Origin of the sequence: Nosocomiicoccus sp. HMSC067E10 (assembly GCF_001810835.1) — a bacterium.
GTDB lineage: Bacteria > Bacillota > Bacilli > Staphylococcales > Salinicoccaceae > Nosocomiicoccus > Nosocomiicoccus ampullae_A.
In genome coordinates this window covers 1-17,389 of sequence record NZ_KV802771.1, presented here as the reverse complement: position 1 = coordinate 17,389, position 17,389 = coordinate 1, and the positions used below count along the sequence as shown (strand labels likewise).

Sequence of the window (17,389 nt, the reverse complement as noted above, 5' to 3'; positions counted from 1 at the left end):
TTAATTAGAGAAATCATTCGATATTTCAGAAAATGGCCAAAATCTTAAGAATACTTTTCCGATAATTTGATCATCCTCTATGAGACCAAATTGCCTTGAATCTTTACTTACTGGACGGTTATCTCCTAACACTAAATATTGTCCCTCAGGAATTTCACCATTGACACCGAGGTCTGATAACTCAAAGTTATCTAGATAAGAATTTCCTTTGTACGACACGTATCTTTCATCGATGCGTTCACCGTTGACATACACTTCTTTGTCGACCATTTTAACGTCGTCTCCTGGTACACCGATGACGCGTTTAATGTACGCTTCGCCTTCCTTATTATCAAATACGACAATGTCTCCATGTTCAACGTCATGCATCTTGTAAGATACTTTACTTACAAATACTCTATCTCCATCTATAAATGTTGGCGCCATGCTTGCACCATCAACGACAAATTGTGTGAGTAAAAATTGTCTCACTAAAAATACGACGACGAGGGCGACGACAATCGTCACAACCCATTCTCTAATTTCCTTTAACATACTGCCACTCCTAATTACTGTTCATTTTTCTATTTAAATAACGTTCATATAATTTTGATATCACATATAATACAACTAAAAATACAACTGATAATATAAGTCTCGTTGGTGATGTAAAAAATGTCGTTACATCGTGACCGACAATTGAAATCGATAGTATCATTATAAATTTTGCACCGATTAATATATACAAATAGACGCGTTTTTTTACGTTAGATACTCCAGCTATCACGTTGACAACAGATGAGGGAGTAAATGGTAATGACATTAATATAAATAAAAACGTAAACCCTCTTTTGTCAATGAATTCTCGCATCTTAATTAACGTTTTATGTTTATTAATATAGCGCGTTGCGGGTGTTTTTAAGAAGTTTCTAACGACTAGAAATACTGAATAACTCCCGATTACACTTCCTAAATAACTCATCAAAAATCCAATAAAAAAGCCATACGCGTTCGTATTTAATATGACGATAACGATCAGTGGTAAAAACGGTAAAAACGATTCTATAAAGACGAGTAATAAGCCGACGAAGATACCTAAGCCATCGAACGCTTCAAATATCTGCTCCAGCCCTTCTTTAGTTGTAAACAATTCGATATATTTCTGCATCGTTTCACCTACCGATTATCGTTTGTTATATTATAACACCTTTTAAATGATGAAGCCTTAGAGAGGCAACAAAAAAAACTCTCATACACTTACATGTATGAGAGTTTTCGTTTTTAATCTTATTTAGAAAGTACTTCTTTAATTTGGCCAATTGCCCAGTCTAAATCTTCTTTTTCGATAATTAGAGGTGGTGCAAAACGAATGACTGTGTCATGTGTTTCTTTACATAATAGTCCACGCTCTTTTAACGCTTCACAGTATGGTCTCGCATCTTCTGTTAGTTCCATACCGATGAATAATCCGCGTCCACGTACCTCTTTTATGATTGGGTTATCGATTGTTTTAAGTTCTGATTTCATGTACTCACCGAGTTCGTTTGAGCGCTCTGCAAGTTTTTCATCGAGTAAAACGTCGATTGCTGCAATAGATACTGCTGCTGCAAGTGGGTTACCACCGAATGTTGAACCGTGTGTTCCAGGAGTCATTAACTCAAGTACTTCTTTGTCTCCAAGCACAACTGATACTGGTAATACTCCACCACCGAGTGCTTTTCCTAAGATGTACATATCTGGTTTAACGTCTTCCCAGTCACATGCGAATAATTTACCACTACGGCCAAGTCCACATTGGATTTCGTCAGCGATCATGAGAACGTTGTTCTCATCACATAACTCACGAACTTCTTTTAAGAAGCCGTCACGTGGGATGTTAATACCTGATTCACCTTGAATCGGCTCTAAGATTACAGCAACTGTATTTTCATTAATTGCCGCTTTTAATGCGTCAATATCACCATAAGGTACAAGTGGGAAACCTGGTACTAATGGGTGGAAGCCGTCTTTATATGCTTCTTCACTTGAAAGTGAAATCGCACCTAACGTACGGCCATGGAAGTTACCATTCATACCGATGATTTCTTGTTTACCATCTTCGATACCTTTCACTTCTTTACCCCAACGACGTGCTGCTTTAATTGCAGATTCAACTGCCTCAGCACCAGTGTTCATAGGAATACCCATTTCTTTTCCAGAAATTTCGTTAAGTTTATCTAACCATTCACCTAAGTTGCTTGAATAGAACGCACGAGATCCAAGTGTTACTTTATCTGCTTGTTCTTTAAGTGCTTCGATAATTTTAGGGTGACGGTGACCTTGGTTTACTGCTGAATATGCTGAAAGCATATCTAAATACTTGTTACCTTCTGGGTCTTTTACCCATACACCTTCTGCCACGTCAACGACGATTGGCAGAGGTTTATATGTTGGTGCCGCTACTTTATCAGCAAGTTGAATGATATCTTTTGATTGTGTCATACTGACACCTCCTATTATAGAAATGAATTATATTAGAACATTTCTGAAGTTGTTTTACCTTGCATGTGGAGTAATAAGTAGTCTGGTCCACCTGCTTTAGAGTCTGTACCTGACATCTTGAATCCACCAAATGGCTGATATCCAACGATTGCTGCCGTACAACCACGGTTGAAGTATAAGTTACCAACGTGGAAGTCACGACGTGCTTCTTCTAAATGTTCACGGTTGTTAGTGAATACTGCACCTGTTAAACCGTAGTCTGTGTTGTTTGCAAATTTGATTGCTTCAGTGAAGTCTTTAGCTGTTGCGAATCCGACAACTGGTCCAAAGATTTCTTCTCTCATCACTTGGTCATCGTGTTTAAGTCCAGAGAATACTGTTGGATAAACGAAGTGACCTGTTTCATTTTCGATTTTACCACCGATTTCAAGTTTACCTTCTTGTTTACCGATTTCGATGTACTTCTCGATTTTATCTAATGACGCTTGGTCAATAACTGGTCCCATGAAGATATCTTCAGATGGGTCACCAACTGTTAATTCTTTTGTTTTTTCTACTACTTTTGCAAGTAATTCATCATGTACGTCTTCAAGTGCAATTACACGTGAACATGCTGAACATTTTTGTCCAGAGAATCCGAATGCAGAGTTTACAATTGCATCTGCTGCTTCGTCTAGATCTACACCGCTGTCTACAACGATTGTGTCTTTACCACCCATCTCAGCGATTACACGTTTTAAGTTTACTTGTCCTTCGTGAACAACTGCTGCACGTTCATAAATACGTACACCAACGTCACGTGAACCAGTGAATGATACGAATGCAGTATCTTTATGGTCAACTAAGTAGTCACCAATTTCTCTTGATGAACCTGGGATGAAGTTGATTGCACCTTTTGGTAATCCAGCCTCTTCAAGAACTTCAACAAATTTGTACGCAACAACTGGCGTGTTTGAAGAAGGTTTTAATAATACTGTGTTACCTGAAACAAGTGCTGCAGCTGCAGTACCTGCCATGATTGCAAATGAGAAGTTCCAAGGTGAGATAACATATCCAACACCTAAAGGAATGTAATCGAAACGGTTGTATTCATTTGCACGTGATTGTACTGTTTTACCATTCGCTAATTCTAAGTTTTGACGTCCATAGTAGTTTAAGAAGTCGATTGCTTCAGCAACTTCTCCGTCCGCTTCTTTCCATGGTTTACCCGCTTCTTTCACTAAGTGACCAGTAAATTCTGCTTTTCTGTCGCGTACGATTTGTGCTGCTTTGAAAAGAATATCTGAACGCATTGAGAATGAAGTTTTTCTCCATGATTCAAATGTTTCTTTTGCAACTTCCATCGCTTGGTCTGCTTCTTTACGTGTCGCTTGTGAAACGTATCCGATGATTTCTGATTTGTTTGCTGGGTTGTATACCTCACTTTTATCTTCAGTGAAAATTCTTTCACCGTTAATAACTAATGGGAATTCTTGACCGAAGATCTTTTGAGCTTCTTTAATTCCCTCTTTAACCCATGCTTTGTTTTCTTCTTTCGTATAGTCCACGAATGGTTCGTGTCTATAGTGATTCATAGAGTAATCCATAAAAAAGTATCCTCCTAAAAATAGTTTATCTTCTATTATAATCTCACATTACTATATGAGTATTCAAGCTATTAGATAGTTTTGTATAAACTTACAAATCTATGTATTATTAGTTCGTTTTTTGTAAACTAAAAAAATAAAAGACTTAGCGCTTGCTAAGTCTTTTACCGGTCATACATTTGTTCTTTTGCCTCTTTAATCCAAATAGGCATACGTTGTCGTAGGGAGTCAAAACCGTATTTTTCGGTTTGTTCAATCGTATCTAATATCGATTTTTCTGCCTTTTTCTTACACTTTTGCTTGAAGTATTCATTCTCTTTTAAGGTCAGATTTAATTTCCCATCCCTATCGTTCACTGCTAAAATTTTGCACTTTACAATCTGCCCTTTTGAAAGATAATGATGGATATTTTGTACGAAGTTATCCATCACTTCTGAAATATGGATAAGTCCTTCTACACCATCCATCGTTTTGACAAAAGCACCGTATGGCCGAACGTTTGTTACTTTTACTTTAACAAATTGACCTGCTCGGTAGTGTTTTGTCACGAAAAAACCCCACTTCTATAACACTATTGTATAATAGCATATTTTAAGTGAGGCTTCCATTTATTCTATCTATTTATGATGATCGTCATGCACGTCTGAATTTATTTTATTTAAAACTTCTTGTTCGAACTCTTGTGCACGTTGTTCTTGTTTTTTTGAATATTTTCGAATTAATACGAACGCTACATACGCTAATACGATACAAACAACGAGCGTAATAATTCCAGGAATATATTCAGTTTTATCTTCAGGGAAATAAAGAAATTCCATCATAAGTCATTCACACACCTTTACCTTATTAGTATAACAAATTATGCGGATTTTCCTACGATGAAATTCTGACAATTATTTGTCGACTGAATTATAAAACTTCAATCGTTTCGATAACGATGTCCTCTACTGGTTTATCTATTGGACCAGTTGTTACACTTGCGATATCATCGACAACGTCCATTCCTTCGATCACTTGACCGAAAACAGTGTGGCGGTTATCTAACCATGGTGTTCCACCGAGGTCAGCATACGTTTTAATTACCTCTTCAGGATATCCAGCACCTTCTAGTTGACCGAGCATGTTCATCGGAACACGAATCGCTTCTACGATGAAAAACTGTGAGCCGTTCGTGTTTGGTCCACGGTTTGCCATTGATAACGCACCACGGAAGTTAAATAACTCTTCGTGGAACTCATCTTCGAAGTCCTCATCCCAAATACTTACTCCACCCATACCAGTACCTGTAGGGTCTCCACCTTGAATCATGAAATCTTTAATAATTCTGTGGAAAATTTGACCATCGTAATAGCCGTTTTTAGCATGTGTGACGAAGTTTTCTACAGTTTTCGGTGCTTTATCTGCAAATAGTCGTACTGTAATGTCACCTTTATTTGTTTTAATAACGACACTTTGTTCGTTTTCTAATACTGTTTTGTCCATTTGTGAAAATGCCATTGATCTTTCCTCCAATATTTCAACATTACTTAAATTGTTGTATGATTAAACTTCATTTTGTTCCAACAGTCATTATAGAACATATCGTGTTCATTTAAAACCGATATTAATTCATGTATAATAAAGTCATATAATTGTGAGAAGGAGGTTATGGTGTGACGTTATTACATTTTTTAATATTACTACCATTAATAGCAGCTGTTATTATACCGGTAGTGTATAAATATCAAAAAGACATCCATCTCGGATGGTTTGTACTACCAGTACCATTCGTTATCGTGTCTTATTTATTTACGTTAATACCAACTGTAAAAAGTGGGTCAAAAATCTACTACACGTTAAACTTTATGCCAAAAATCGGCATGAACTTCGATGTATACATAGATGGCCTTGGATTACTTTTTGCCATTTTGATATCTGGAATTGGAACGTTAGTCGTTCTATATTCGATTGGATATCTTTCAAAAGATGAAAAACTCGGTAACTTTTACGTCTACCTCTTAATGTTCATGGCAGCGATGCTCGGTGTTGTGACAATTGATAACGTTTTAATGTTATATATGTTTTGGGAGTTGACGTCGATCTCGAGTTTCTTACTCATCGCGTTTTGGACGACAAAAGAACGTTCAACTTACGGCGCTCAAAAATCGATGTTAATTACGATGTTCGGTGGTTTTATGATGCTCGGTGGTTTCATTTTACTTAGCATTATTACGGAAACATTTAGCATTCGAGAAATGATTGCTTCATCAGATGTGATCGCATCAAATGGTGTTGGAGTCATTGCACTCGTGTTAATTTTACTCGGTGCATTTACAAAATCAGCTCAGTTTCCGTTTTATATTTGGTTACCTGATGCAATGGAAGCACCAACTCCAGTCAGTGCTTATTTACACTCTGCAACGATGGTTAAAGCAGGGCTATATTTAGTTGCGCGCTTTACACCAGTGTTTATGTGGAGCTTAACGTGGGTCAATACGATTTTAATTATCGGACTCATTACACTCGCATGGGCATCATTTAACGCAGTCGTTAAAGATGATATGAAAGCAGTACTCGCATTTTCTACCGTGTCTCAACTCGGTTTAATTATGTCATTACTCGGGCTTGGAGCTTTAGCTGTCACTGCTGGTTTTAATGAAGAAATATTTACAGTCGCAGTCATTGCTGCAGTATTTCATATTATTAACCACGCGACGTTTAAAGGTGCGCTATTCATGGTGACAGGGATTGTCGATCACCAAACAGGTACGCGTAGCATTAAACGACTCGGTGCGTTAATGACGATTATGCCAATCAGTTTTACAATTACGTTAATTACTGCATTTTCTATGGCAGGACTTCCGCCATTTAATGGATTTTTATCTAAAGAAATGTTCTTAGAAGCGATGTTTGAAATTTCTCAGTCGAACATCACTATATTAAGTACGATTAGTGTTTTATTCCCATTACTTGCGATTCTCGGAAGTATATTTACTTTCGTCTATTCGATGAAATTAATATTTGGGGTATTTACTGGAGAATCATTTGATACTCCAAAAGAACCTTCTGAAGCACCGATGCTGATGTTAATTTCACCAGTTATTTTAGCTTCACTCGTCGTCATTATCGGCTTATTCCCGAACATTTTATCGAATACGATTATTAGTCCAGCGGCCAGTGCAATTTTAGATCGTCAAAACTTTGTCGACGTATCGATTAGTTTTTGGCACGGTGTAACACCTGCTTTACTCTCTACGATTTTAATCGTCTTAGTCGGAGCACTACTCTACTACTTTAGAGAAAGCTGGATGTTTATTTACGATTATATTAAGGAGCGTTTTACGTTAAATAACTTCTATGACCAGTCACTCGTAAACAGTACAAAATACTCTAACAAAGTAACGAATACATTATCTACAGGATTTTTAAGAACATACCTACTGTATATATTCGGCTTCTTAACAATTTTTAGTATCGTTACGATGTTTAGAACTGGTTTAAATTTAAGTCTTACAGATCTTGCACCTATAGGAATTCAAGAAGTGATTCTAATTGTTGTTATATTAGTTTCACTCGGAATTATTATGATTACAAAATCTCGTATGGTCAGTATTATTATGCTCGGTGCAGTTGGATTTAGTATGGCGTTATTCTTCGTATTCTTTAGAGCGCCGGACTTAGCATTAACTCAACTCGCGATTGAAACTGTAACGACGACTCTATTCTTAGTATGTTTCTATCACTTACCTAAAGTGAGTAAGTTACCAGAAACACGTCAGTTTAAATTAACGAACTTCATCGTTGCAGTAATGGTCGGAGCAGTTTCGATTTTAATTGGATTATCTGCATACAGTCATCGTATATTCGAATCGATTTCTGAATATCATATCGAACACGTATATGACTTAGCTGCAGGTAAAAATATGGTAAACGTTATTCTCGTTGACTTCCGTGGTTACGATACTGTGTTTGAAACAGTGGTATTCGCAATCGCCGGAATCGGTATTTACATTTTAATGAGAATGACAAGCCTAAGAAAGGATGATGAAAATGAAGAGCACACTTAAAAGAGCCGGCTATAAGGCACTCCATCGACAAATGAACGATGTGCATTTACAGTACATCTCTAAAGTTGCGTTTTTCATCATCACGATGTTTAGTTTGAACTTATTCTTTGCAGGGCACTATACGCCAGGTGGAGGATTCGTCGGTGGATTACTCATGAGTTCAGCAGTGCTACTCTTACTGATTGCTTATGATGTAAAGACGTTAAAGAAGATGCTACCGATTCCGTTAAAATTATTAATATCACTCGGGTTACTGTTCGCTATTGGAGTCCCGTTCTTATTAATGATGTTCGGTAATCCGTTCTTTACACATGCTTTAACAGATGTTTACATTCCATTATTAGGTGACGTGCATATCCACTCTGCAGTGTTCTTTGACCTCGGTGTCTTTTTAGTCGTATTCGGGGCAACTATACTCATTTTAATCGCAGTTGGAGGGGTGAAGGATTAATGGAATTTGTAATGATTATTCTTTCAGGTGTACTCATCGGATGTGCGACGTACTTAATCCTCTCTAAAGGTGTGTTAAGAATTATTATCGGTATTTCGGTATTATCCCACGGTGTTCACCTTATGTTACTCACGATGGGACAGTTAAAGCGCGGAAACGTTCCTATTCTAGATGAACGTGTCGAAGTGTATACCGATCCGTTACCACAAGCGATGATTCTTACAGCAATCGTTATATCGTTTGCACTGACTGCTTATAGTCTAGTGCTTGCGTTAAACAACTATAAAGTACTCGGTACAGATGATACTGAAGACATGAAAGGAAGAGACGATGGTTATTAACTTATTACTTATATTGCCATTAGTCATTCCAGGTCTTGCTGCGGTGATTATGTTACTCGTCGGTAGAAACCCTGTGTTACACCGAGCAATCACAACACTCGCAAGTATCTTAATGGTAATTTTTTCAATAGTTATTGTACAGCGTATATATACAGATGGTGTGTTAGTTACAAATATTGGTAACTGGCCTGCACCATTTGGAATTACAGTCGTTTACGATATGTTAAGTGCTTTACTCGTATTAACGACATCGATCATACTGTTTTTCGTTACAGTCTATTCGTTCCAATCGATTGGCGTTAATAACGAACGTTATTTCTATTATCCAATGATGTTATTTATGATCATGGGTGTAAACGGCGCGTTTACTACTGGAGATATTTTCAACATGTTTGTATTCTTCGAAGTGTTTTTAATCGCGTCATATGTATTACTTACAATTGGTAGTAGTACGATTCAGTTACGAGAAGGCTTTAAATATTTAGTCGTTAATATTATTTCATCGAACTTTTTAGTACTTGGAATTGGATTTTTATATTCTGTTGTTGGTAGTTTAAACATGGCAGATATCCACGTGAAGCTATCTAATTATGACGGTAATTTAACGGTCATTACGTTAATCGGTGTCGTTATTATGTTTGTATTCTTAACTAAAGCAGCGGTATTCCCGCTCTACTTCTGGTTACCAGATTCATATAACGCACCACCAATCCCAATACTTGCAGCGTTCGGTGCATTACTGACAAAAGTCGGTGTGTACGCACTGATGCGTACGTACAGTCTATTTTTCAATTTAGACTATAGCTATATTAGTACTGTTTTACTCGTCTTATCGATCTTAACGATTATTATCGGATGTATTGGTGCGATTTCAACGTACGACATGAAGATGGTCATCATCTATAACATTATGATTGCGATTGGGTTTATTATCTCAGCTGTCGCAATGCTCGATTTAGATGGTATGATCGGTAGTATTTACTACCTCATTCATGACATGATTATTAAAACAGCGTTATTCTTACTCGTTGGTTTTATCATTTATAGAACTGGTAAACATAACGCAAAAGATATACACGGCTTAATGTCAGTTCACCCAGTCGTTGGTTGGACATTCTTCTTAGCAGGATTATCACTTGCAGGAGTTCCACCATTCCCTGGATTTTTCGGTAAAGTGTATATCGTGAAATCATTATTTATAAATGAACACTATATTTCAGGCGTCATTATTTTATTCTCTAGTTTAGTGATTCTATACAGTATTATGAGAGTATTTATACACGTGTTCTTCGGTGAACACGCTGTAGAAGAAGAGTTAAAACCAATGAAGACTGATAAACTGCTCTTTAGTGCGGTTGGACTCGTTATCGTATCCATCGTATTCGGTTTAAGTGCAGATTTCTTATATCCATACTTTGAAATGGCTGCACAAGCACTCGCAGATCCGTTTGTTTACTCAGAATATATTATGGGGGTGGAGTAAATGGCAATACAAGTATTACTCAATTTCTTACTCGCATTCCTTTGGGCGTTTATGAACAACAGTTTTACAGTGAGCACTCTCGTGATGGGGTATTTAATGGGGCTAATTGCCGTATCCATATTACGTAACTTCTTACCAGGTACGTTTTACCTCATCCGCGTATGGAGAATTGTTAAGTTATTCTTCGTATTCGTTTATGAGTTACTCGTTGCAAACATCGAAGTTGTAAAAATCGTCCTTCAACCAAAAATGAACGTATACCCTGGATTCTATGCGTATCCGTGTGATTTACAAAAGGATTGGGAAGTCGTACTTCTATCTTCTCTTATCACGTTAACACCAGGTACAGTCGTCGTTGCAATTAGTGATGACTTTAAGACGCTATATATCCACGGGGTAAACTTAGTCGATGCCGATAAAGAAATCGAGGCTATTAAAAACTCATTTGAACGTCTCATTAAAGAGGTGGGTCGTCCATGATTTCATTTTTACAAGTCATATTCATTATCGCAATTATTGGAATGGCAGTCGCGCTCGTTATCGCATCGTATAGAATTATTAAAGGACCGACGTTACACGATAAAATCGTAGCGTTAGATGCGTTTGGAGTTATGTTAATGGGAACAATCGGGATTTTCTCAGTCCTACTTGACACTCCGTACTTAATCGTTGTAATTATGATTATCGGTATGCTCGGTGCTGTCGGTACAATCGCAATGGCGAAGTTTTTAGAGAAAGGATGGGTGATCGATCATGATAGAGATCCTGATGACTAGTATCGTAACGATACTCGTATTAAGTGGGGTATTCTTTTCAATCGTTGCAGGAATCGGTATCGTGAGACTTCCGGACATGTACTCACGACTCCACGCAGCAAGTAAAAGTTCAACACTCGGTGTATCACTCGTTCTACTCGCTGTTTTCTTATACTTTTGGTATTTTGAAGAGCGATTTGAAATCACATTGCTACTCGCACTTGTATTCATTTACATCATTGCACCAACAGGTGCACATATGCTTGCAAGAAGTGCCTTCCACTCAGATGTAGAGCCGTATAAACTAACAATCTTAAACGAATTACGACGTGACGAACTTGGATACGAAGAACTCACAGAAGAAGATAAATTAAAAATTGAACAACGTAAAAAAGAGCAAGAACTTGATGAATAACAAAACGCCCATTCTAGAAGGCTAGAATGGGCGTATTTTTGTGGATTGAATTTTGGGTTTATATCATTTCTGTTAAATATCTCATCGATCTACCAATTCTTTAAAAATTTCATCATCTTCAGTTAAAATTTCATTTATCAAGTTTAAATCTAAATTGTTTTTCTTAACTTCTAATGATATTTTATCGTTATCTTCAATGAATTGAATTGTATCATTTACATTAACATCTAAGGCTTTTAAAACATTCTCTGGGATTTCTACATTAATAACTTTATTATTAATTTTGAGTTCGCTTAAAACTTTCATACAAATCACCTCATGTTCTATTTATATAAAAATGTTGTTTTAATATTATACCATGAAGATAATTATTATTAATTAATTTCACCTTACAAAATACCTCCCTAAACCTATTTTTGATTTAGAGAGGTATAAGTTTACTTCATATTCGTCAAAGTCATTCGTCCAACTGCTGTGATTTTTCCTTCATCGTTTGTAATTTCTGCTGTCCAAACTTGTGTTGTTCTACCGATATGAACTGGTACTGCTGTTGTTGTCAGTTTACCTGATGATACAGGTCGAATATGGTTGACGTTGATTTCAACGCCAGCTGCATATCCTTCTTCAACGTTTTCAGTACCACCAAGTGACGCTGCTGTTTCGATTAAGACAGCATTCATACCACCGTGTACGATACCAAATGGTTGGTGCATTGCTTCAGTAATATCGACTTCAATGACCGCACGTTTCTTATTTAACTCAATGATTTCGATGTTAAATGCTTCTAGTAAATTAGTCATACATAGAACCGTCTAAAATGTAGTCAACGACTGTACGGATCATCACACCACTCGCAGCTTTTGGACCATATGCATTTTGTTTTGCAAACTGCGATGTACCAGCGATATCAAAGTGTAACCACGGATAATCTTCAGTAAACTGATTAATAAATGCCGCTGCAAACGAAGCTCCACCGTATGGACGTAAGTTACTGTTTAAAATATCTGCAACTTGTGTATCTTTTACTGCCGCTTCATCGGATTCATCCATCGGTAAGTGCCATAACTTTTCACCGACTTTTTCTGATGATTTTAAAACGTCTTCTAAGTATTGTCTACTTTGATTTGTAAATAAACCTGTACGTGACTCTCCAAGTGCTCCGATTACAGCTCCAGTGAGTGTCGCAAAGTCCATAATTACGACTGGTTTATGTGTAATTGCTTCAGTAACAGCATCCCCAAGAACGAGACGTCCTTCTGCATCTGTATTTGTAATTTCAACGCTTAACCCGTTTTTAGCGATGACGACGTCATCTGGACGGTTTGCATTGCCTTTTACCATATTTTCAGCGAGCGCAAGTACTGCTACAACATTTACTGCACGTTTTTGATCGACGAGTGTCTTCATCATACCAAGTACGTTTGCTGCTCCACTCATATCGTATTTCATCGACACCATGCCTGTACGTGGTTTTAATGAATAACCACCTGAATCGTAAGTGATTCCTTTACCGACAAGTGCAACAGGCGCTTTATCACTATTTTTATACTCAATCGTAACGAGTCTTGGTTTTCTCTCAGAACCGTCACCGACTGAATGAAGGAGACCATAGCCTTCTTCTTTAAGTGTTTTGTCGTCTTTTACTGAAATTGTAACGTTGTCTTTTCCAGAAAATTCTTTTTCAATTAACTCGACAAGTGATTCTGGATACAGTACGTTTGGAGGCATTTCACTTAAGTTACGACTGAAGTTCATCGCCTCTCCAGCTTGTTGACCTTCTTTAAGTTTATCTTCGTTTACCTCTTTATTAAAAGATAACGTTAGCTCGTAACGCTTAAAATCCTTTTTATAATTAAACGGCTCGTATACACTAATTTCACCCATTAAGCCGACGTCGTATAAAAAATCGTCGTCTGAACTAAATGAGTCAACGTATAGATACGCATCTGTTACTTTATCTTTTTTAAGTGCTTGTAATACTGTGCCGAACGCTTCTTGAAGCTTTAATTGTGTTAAGTCTTCTGATTTACCGAGACCGACTGTATATACTTTTTTTACGTTTGTTTGTAACACTACACTCGATGATTCGATTTTTTTGAATTTTGACTGGATGACTCCAGCATCGATGTATGATTTAAAGTTCCCATTAAATAATGCATCGAGTTCTTCGAAGTTTGAGTCGTTTTCAAAGTCTTCTTTTACACCGATGACGATTGCTTTGTTGTTGTCGTTTAAATTACTTTCAAAATTGTACTTCATATACTCACTCCTAGAACATTTGATAGCCAAGCTTACGTAAGTAGCGTATTGTTAATCCGGCTAATATAATGCCGATAAAACCACTTAATAATATAATCACGTCAAAAATTTGGACGTTAATAATATTACTCCACGCTTCTTTAAATGCAGTGTTTGGCGATTTTATGTACTCTACCGTATCAATTCTGTCGATGATTAAAACAACGATAACAGGATAAACAACAGCCATAATCCACGTCATTTTTAAAATCATATTTAATATAAAACTAATACCGTAAAAGAGTACAAAATATAAAATGATAGATATAAATACTTGAACGATATTCACCGTGACACCTCTATTAAAAAAGCATGAGTATGATCAATACTCATGCTTAAAATTTTCTTACAAGAATTTACCTTTTGTGAATCCTAGTACTGGTCCACCAATTTTAGCGACTGCACGTGTATCGATTACTTTCTTCATAAATGCAGCTGATTTACCTTTAATTTCTTTACCATAAACGACACCGATACCGTTTTTAGCACCTAGTGAACAAACTGTTCCTTTGTCGTCATATACGAATGGTTCAACTTTTTTACCACGTAATTTTGCAGCGATAATTTTTGCAGTGTGTTCACCAAGTTGCATCGCAATTTGTGCTGTCGTTGGATATGGACGTGCGTTTTCGCCTGTTCCGTTCATAACCGCTGAAACGTCACCGATTGCGTATACGTTGTCGTATCCTTCGATTGTTAAGTCATCTTTAACGATGATTCTACCGCGCATAACGCCGTCGAAGTTTTCTTCCATTAACTTGTTACCACGAACCCCTGCAGTCCAGATTCTGTTGTTTGCTTTAACTGTTTCTTCTTTATCGTTAATTTTAACGACGAATCCTTCTTCGTTTGCAGCAACGATTGGTGTTCCGAGTAAGAACTTAACGCCTTTACTTTCTAAGTACTTTTTAGCGTAACCGCTGAGATCTTCACTGAACATCGGTAACATTGAAGGCATTGCTTCTACACACGTAATGCTTACGTCGTCGTAGTTAATACCTAAGTTGTCACATAAGATTGGAAGTGAATCTACTAATTCACCGAGGTACTCAATACCTGTGAATCCTGCACCACCAACTACGATTGCTAAGTTATTTTTATCTTTAGACTCTAAGTAGTTGTTGAAGTTCTTTTCAACTAATGCACGTGCTTTAAGTGCAGTTTGTGGGCTCGTAATTGATTCAGCATGTTCAGCCATTCCTTCAATTCCGAATGTTTCTGATTCGAAACCTAATGCAACGATTAAAATGTCATACTCGACATTTCCTTTTGTCGTTTCAACTACTTGGCTGTCTTTATCGATTTTTGTTACTTCAGCAACAACGAAGTTTGTTTTCATGTTGTCTACAACTTTATTAATTGGGTAAACTCCGTCTTCCCAGTTAATTGTTCCTGCAGCTGTTTCATGTAACCATGTTGCTTCGTAGTGGTACTCATTTTTATTGATTAAAGTAATATCTGCTTCAGATAAACCTAATTCTTTTTGAAGACCAACTAATGCGCTAAGACCCGCGTATCCTCCACCGAGGATTACAATTTTCTTTCTTTCGAAACTCATCACTACATCTCCTAAATTTTTATAATATAAAAACGCTAATATATATAACATAATATTAGCGTTTCCAAGCATATATTTCAAGCATTCCCTAACAATTTAACATTGTTCTGGAGTGCCTTTATTTGTTTTTGTTCTAAATGATGCTCCGCATCCACATGCAACGCTCGCTAGAGGGTTATCAATCGTGAATCCACCACCGAGTAACGACTCTTTAAAATCGATTGTCGTACCATCGACGACACCGATATCAAACTTATCCACTAACACGCTCACTCCGTGATGTGTAAATACTAAATCACGCTCAGTAGGTTCTTCTTCAGCAGCCATACCATACGTTAGACCCGTACAACCGCCACCCTCAACTTTAAAACGTAAATAGCCGTCTTGCATGTTATTATCTTCTAACATCGTTCTTACTTTATCTGCAGCAGCTTTTGTTAATGTCACTCGACTCATTTTTGTCACCTCTCTGATTCACTTATCTTTATTATAATGAATCTTTGATATAATCAAAAATATCTGGCTCGTCATCTTTTTTTAATTGTTCTAATACACGAACGAGTAGTTGTTCATCTGTCTTTGCCGCAACGCGTTTTCCTTCTACGATACAAAACGCAGTCCGACTACATACACCACAATCATTCGTGCATTCGTAATCCATAACGTCCACATCGTCTTTATCCATTAAGTGTTCGTAGGTGTGTTTAGACGTTTTTTCAATGTTTGATCGGCAAAATTCTACGAGTTTCATATGATCACCATAAAAATAAAAACTAGAGAATTGACTCTCTAGTTTTAGAATACTTGTTCAATTTCAACGAAACCAGGTACTTCTTCTAGTAATGCGCGTTCGATACCCGCTTTAAGTGTAATCGTTGAACTTGGGCATGTACCACATGCACCGAGTAAACGTAACATAACGACGCCATCTTCAACGTCAACGAGTTCAACGTCTCCGCCATCTCTTAATAAGAACGGACGTAATTTATCTAAAACCGCATCAACTTGTTCATACATAGTGTCTTTTGTTGTTGCCATATATATCACTCCAAAAACGTTTATAGAGAAATCACTCTGTAAATATATTATAATAGATTAAACGATAAAAATCTATCGGTATATAGGAGGATTCGTATATGAGCTATTCAGTAAATGTCTACGGAAGAGACGTCATTTGCGCGAGCTGTGTAAACGCACCGAGTTCAAAAGATACGTATCAGTGGTTAGAAGCATTATTCAGTAAAAAATATCCAGACGCGGACATTCGTGTAAACTACATCGACATCGACCGCGACGAAAACTTTTCAGATTACGACGAAGAGTTAATAGAACAAATCAACAACGATGAGTTATTTTATCCACTCGTCACAATCAACGACGAAGTCATTCAAGACGGTTACGTCCAATTAAAACCAATCACAAAATGGTTTGAAAAAAATGGTGTTGAATAAGACTGTGTCGTGTGGGACGAGACGCTCACTTCGGTGAGCGTTTTTTTGCGGCGTGGTTTGTGTTTTTTTATCCTAAAACAGTAATAAGACTTCTTCTTAAGATTTTATCTAACAATAATTTCGTGATTTTGTTATATATCTCGATTTATTTAACAAATATCGAGTCGTCGACCCGGTTTTTGTTAATTATATTTTTTTATCTAACAAAAATGACCCTAAATGCCGAGTTTTTGTTAATTATCCGCATATATTTAACACTTTCACCATTTTTTTGTTAATTAAGATGAAAAACCTAGTTTAGATCGGATTTCCGGCAGGCATTTTGGGTCTTTTTATCCCAAATCAGTAATAAAACCACTTCTCAAAATTTTATTTAACAATAATTTCGTGATTTTGTTAGATATCCGGATTTATTTAACAAATTTCGAGTTGTCGACCCGTTTTTTGTTAATTATAATTATATATCTAACAAAAACGACCCTGAATTCCGAGCTTTTGTTAATTATCCCGATTTATTTAACACTTTCACCATTTTTTTGTTAATT

Annotated in this window: 23 protein-coding genes; 8 read left to right on the top strand and 15 right to left on the bottom strand. The window is 36.8% G+C overall.

What is annotated here, in order from left to right; genetic code table 11:
- The 7 genes from lepB to HMPREF2767_RS06305 all read right to left on the bottom strand — a co-directional run bounded on the left by lepB (position 1) and on the right by HMPREF2767_RS06305 (position 5,543).
- Entirely contained in the window at positions 1–534 is a 534-nt protein-coding gene (gene lepB / locus HMPREF2767_RS06335; RefSeq protein WP_070623187.1) for a signal peptidase I, read from the bottom strand.
- Positions 535–544: 10 nt separating this feature from the next.
- The gene (locus tag HMPREF2767_RS06330) at positions 545–1,147 is read right to left on the bottom strand and encodes a TVP38/TMEM64 family protein (RefSeq protein ID WP_070623184.1); all 603 of its coding nucleotides are present in this window, start codon (positions 1,145–1,147) and stop codon (positions 545–547) included.
- Positions 1,148–1,266: 119 nt separating this feature from the next.
- Complete coding sequence (locus tag HMPREF2767_RS06325; protein WP_070623181.1) at positions 1,267–2,460, bottom strand: ornithine--oxo-acid transaminase; 1,194 nt, start codon at positions 2,458–2,460, stop codon at positions 1,267–1,269.
- A gap of 32 nt (positions 2,461–2,492) precedes the next feature.
- Positions 2,493–4,046 carry an L-glutamate gamma-semialdehyde dehydrogenase gene (gene pruA / locus HMPREF2767_RS06320; RefSeq protein ID WP_371327357.1) on the bottom strand — a complete coding sequence of 518 codons (1,554 nt, stop codon included), beginning with the start codon at positions 4,044–4,046 and terminating at the stop codon, positions 2,493–2,495.
- 164 nt (positions 4,047–4,210) lie between these two features.
- Positions 4,211–4,594 carry a S1 domain-containing post-transcriptional regulator Ygs gene (gene ygs, locus HMPREF2767_RS06315; protein ID WP_040929362.1) on the bottom strand — a complete coding sequence of 128 codons (384 nt, stop codon included), beginning with the start codon at positions 4,592–4,594 and terminating at the stop codon, positions 4,211–4,213.
- 69 nt (positions 4,595–4,663) lie between these two features.
- Positions 4,664–4,867 (bottom strand): hypothetical protein, encoded by a 204-nt coding sequence (locus tag HMPREF2767_RS06310; protein WP_068127769.1) that lies wholly within the window; start codon positions 4,865–4,867, stop codon positions 4,664–4,666.
- An 88-nt stretch (positions 4,868–4,955) separates the two neighbouring features.
- Positions 4,956–5,543 carry a peptidylprolyl isomerase gene (locus HMPREF2767_RS06305; RefSeq protein ID WP_070623178.1) on the bottom strand — a complete coding sequence of 196 codons (588 nt, stop codon included), beginning with the start codon at positions 5,541–5,543 and terminating at the stop codon, positions 4,956–4,958.
- 155 nt (positions 5,544–5,698) lie between these two features.
- Here HMPREF2767_RS06305 and HMPREF2767_RS06300 point away from each other — a divergent pair, with 155 nt between their 5' ends.
- Genes HMPREF2767_RS06300 through mnhG form a run of 7 tightly spaced genes read left to right on the top strand, consistent with a single transcriptional unit; the run spans position 5,699 to position 11,537 of the window.
- Positions 5,699–8,092 carry a Na+/H+ antiporter subunit A gene (locus tag HMPREF2767_RS06300; protein ID WP_070623176.1) on the top strand — a complete coding sequence of 798 codons (2,394 nt, stop codon included), beginning with the start codon at positions 5,699–5,701 and terminating at the stop codon, positions 8,090–8,092.
- Complete coding sequence (locus HMPREF2767_RS06295) at positions 8,076–8,543, top strand: Na(+)/H(+) antiporter subunit B (RefSeq protein ID WP_070457402.1); 468 nt, start codon at positions 8,076–8,078, stop codon at positions 8,541–8,543. Before HMPREF2767_RS06300 ends, HMPREF2767_RS06295 begins: the two co-directional genes overlap by 17 nt.
- Entirely contained in the window at positions 8,543–8,884 is a 342-nt protein-coding gene (locus tag HMPREF2767_RS06290; RefSeq protein WP_040929366.1) for a Na(+)/H(+) antiporter subunit C, read from the top strand. The genes HMPREF2767_RS06295 and HMPREF2767_RS06290 overlap by 1 nt, the downstream gene beginning before the upstream one ends.
- Positions 8,874–10,367, top strand: a complete 1,494-nt coding sequence (locus HMPREF2767_RS06285) for a Na+/H+ antiporter subunit D (RefSeq protein ID WP_068127758.1) — start codon at positions 8,874–8,876, stop codon at positions 10,365–10,367. Before HMPREF2767_RS06290 ends, HMPREF2767_RS06285 begins: the two co-directional genes overlap by 11 nt.
- Complete coding sequence (locus HMPREF2767_RS06280) at positions 10,368–10,847, top strand: Na+/H+ antiporter subunit E (RefSeq protein WP_068127756.1); 480 nt, start codon at positions 10,368–10,370, stop codon at positions 10,845–10,847. It begins immediately after the preceding gene.
- Entirely contained in the window at positions 10,844–11,143 is a 300-nt protein-coding gene (locus HMPREF2767_RS06275) for a Na(+)/H(+) antiporter subunit F1 (RefSeq protein WP_070457398.1), read from the top strand. Before HMPREF2767_RS06280 ends, HMPREF2767_RS06275 begins: the two co-directional genes overlap by 4 nt.
- Positions 11,136–11,537 (top strand): monovalent cation/H(+) antiporter subunit G, encoded by a 402-nt coding sequence (gene mnhG / locus HMPREF2767_RS06270; RefSeq protein ID WP_246827393.1) that lies wholly within the window; start codon positions 11,136–11,138, stop codon positions 11,535–11,537. Before HMPREF2767_RS06275 ends, mnhG begins: the two co-directional genes overlap by 8 nt.
- Before the next feature lie 81 nt (positions 11,538–11,618).
- On the opposite strand, the gene HMPREF2767_RS06265 is transcribed toward mnhG, so the two are convergent.
- From HMPREF2767_RS06265 to HMPREF2767_RS06230, 8 genes are all read right to left on the bottom strand, one after another.
- Complete coding sequence (locus tag HMPREF2767_RS06265; RefSeq protein WP_070623173.1) at positions 11,619–11,843, bottom strand: hypothetical protein; 225 nt, start codon at positions 11,841–11,843, stop codon at positions 11,619–11,621.
- Between the two features lie 131 nt (positions 11,844–11,974).
- A complete protein-coding gene (locus tag HMPREF2767_RS06260) occupies positions 11,975–12,337 on the bottom strand; it encodes a hotdog fold thioesterase (RefSeq protein ID WP_070623170.1) in 363 nt (120 codons plus the stop codon).
- A complete protein-coding gene (locus tag HMPREF2767_RS06255) occupies positions 12,330–13,796 on the bottom strand; it encodes a M17 family metallopeptidase (protein WP_070623167.1) in 1,467 nt (488 codons plus the stop codon). The genes HMPREF2767_RS06260 and HMPREF2767_RS06255 overlap by 8 nt, the downstream gene beginning before the upstream one ends.
- A 10-nt stretch (positions 13,797–13,806) precedes the next feature.
- A complete protein-coding gene (locus tag HMPREF2767_RS06250; protein WP_052327367.1) occupies positions 13,807–14,124 on the bottom strand; it encodes a YuiB family protein in 318 nt (105 codons plus the stop codon).
- A gap of 57 nt (positions 14,125–14,181) precedes the next feature.
- On the bottom strand, positions 14,182–15,393 hold the full coding sequence (locus HMPREF2767_RS06245) for an NAD(P)/FAD-dependent oxidoreductase (RefSeq protein ID WP_070623164.1): 1,212 nt from the start codon (positions 15,391–15,393) through the stop codon (positions 14,182–14,184).
- 96 nt (positions 15,394–15,489) lie between these two features.
- Positions 15,490–15,849: a HesB/IscA family protein gene (locus tag HMPREF2767_RS06240; protein WP_068127736.1), complete on the bottom strand. Its 360-nt coding sequence runs from the start codon at positions 15,847–15,849 to the stop codon at positions 15,490–15,492.
- Between the two features lie 31 nt (positions 15,850–15,880).
- Positions 15,881–16,144: a DUF1450 domain-containing protein gene (locus HMPREF2767_RS06235; RefSeq protein ID WP_068127732.1), complete on the bottom strand. Its 264-nt coding sequence runs from the start codon at positions 16,142–16,144 to the stop codon at positions 15,881–15,883.
- A 44-nt stretch (positions 16,145–16,188) separates the two neighbouring features.
- Positions 16,189–16,431: a NifU family protein gene (locus HMPREF2767_RS06230; protein ID WP_040929377.1), complete on the bottom strand. Its 243-nt coding sequence runs from the start codon at positions 16,429–16,431 to the stop codon at positions 16,189–16,191.
- Positions 16,432–16,529: 98 nt separating this feature from the next.
- Between HMPREF2767_RS06230 and HMPREF2767_RS06225 the strand changes: the two genes are divergently transcribed.
- Entirely contained in the window at positions 16,530–16,844 is a 315-nt protein-coding gene (locus HMPREF2767_RS06225; protein ID WP_040929378.1) for a YuzD family protein, read from the top strand.
- The last annotated feature ends 545 nt before the right edge of the window (positions 16,845–17,389 follow it).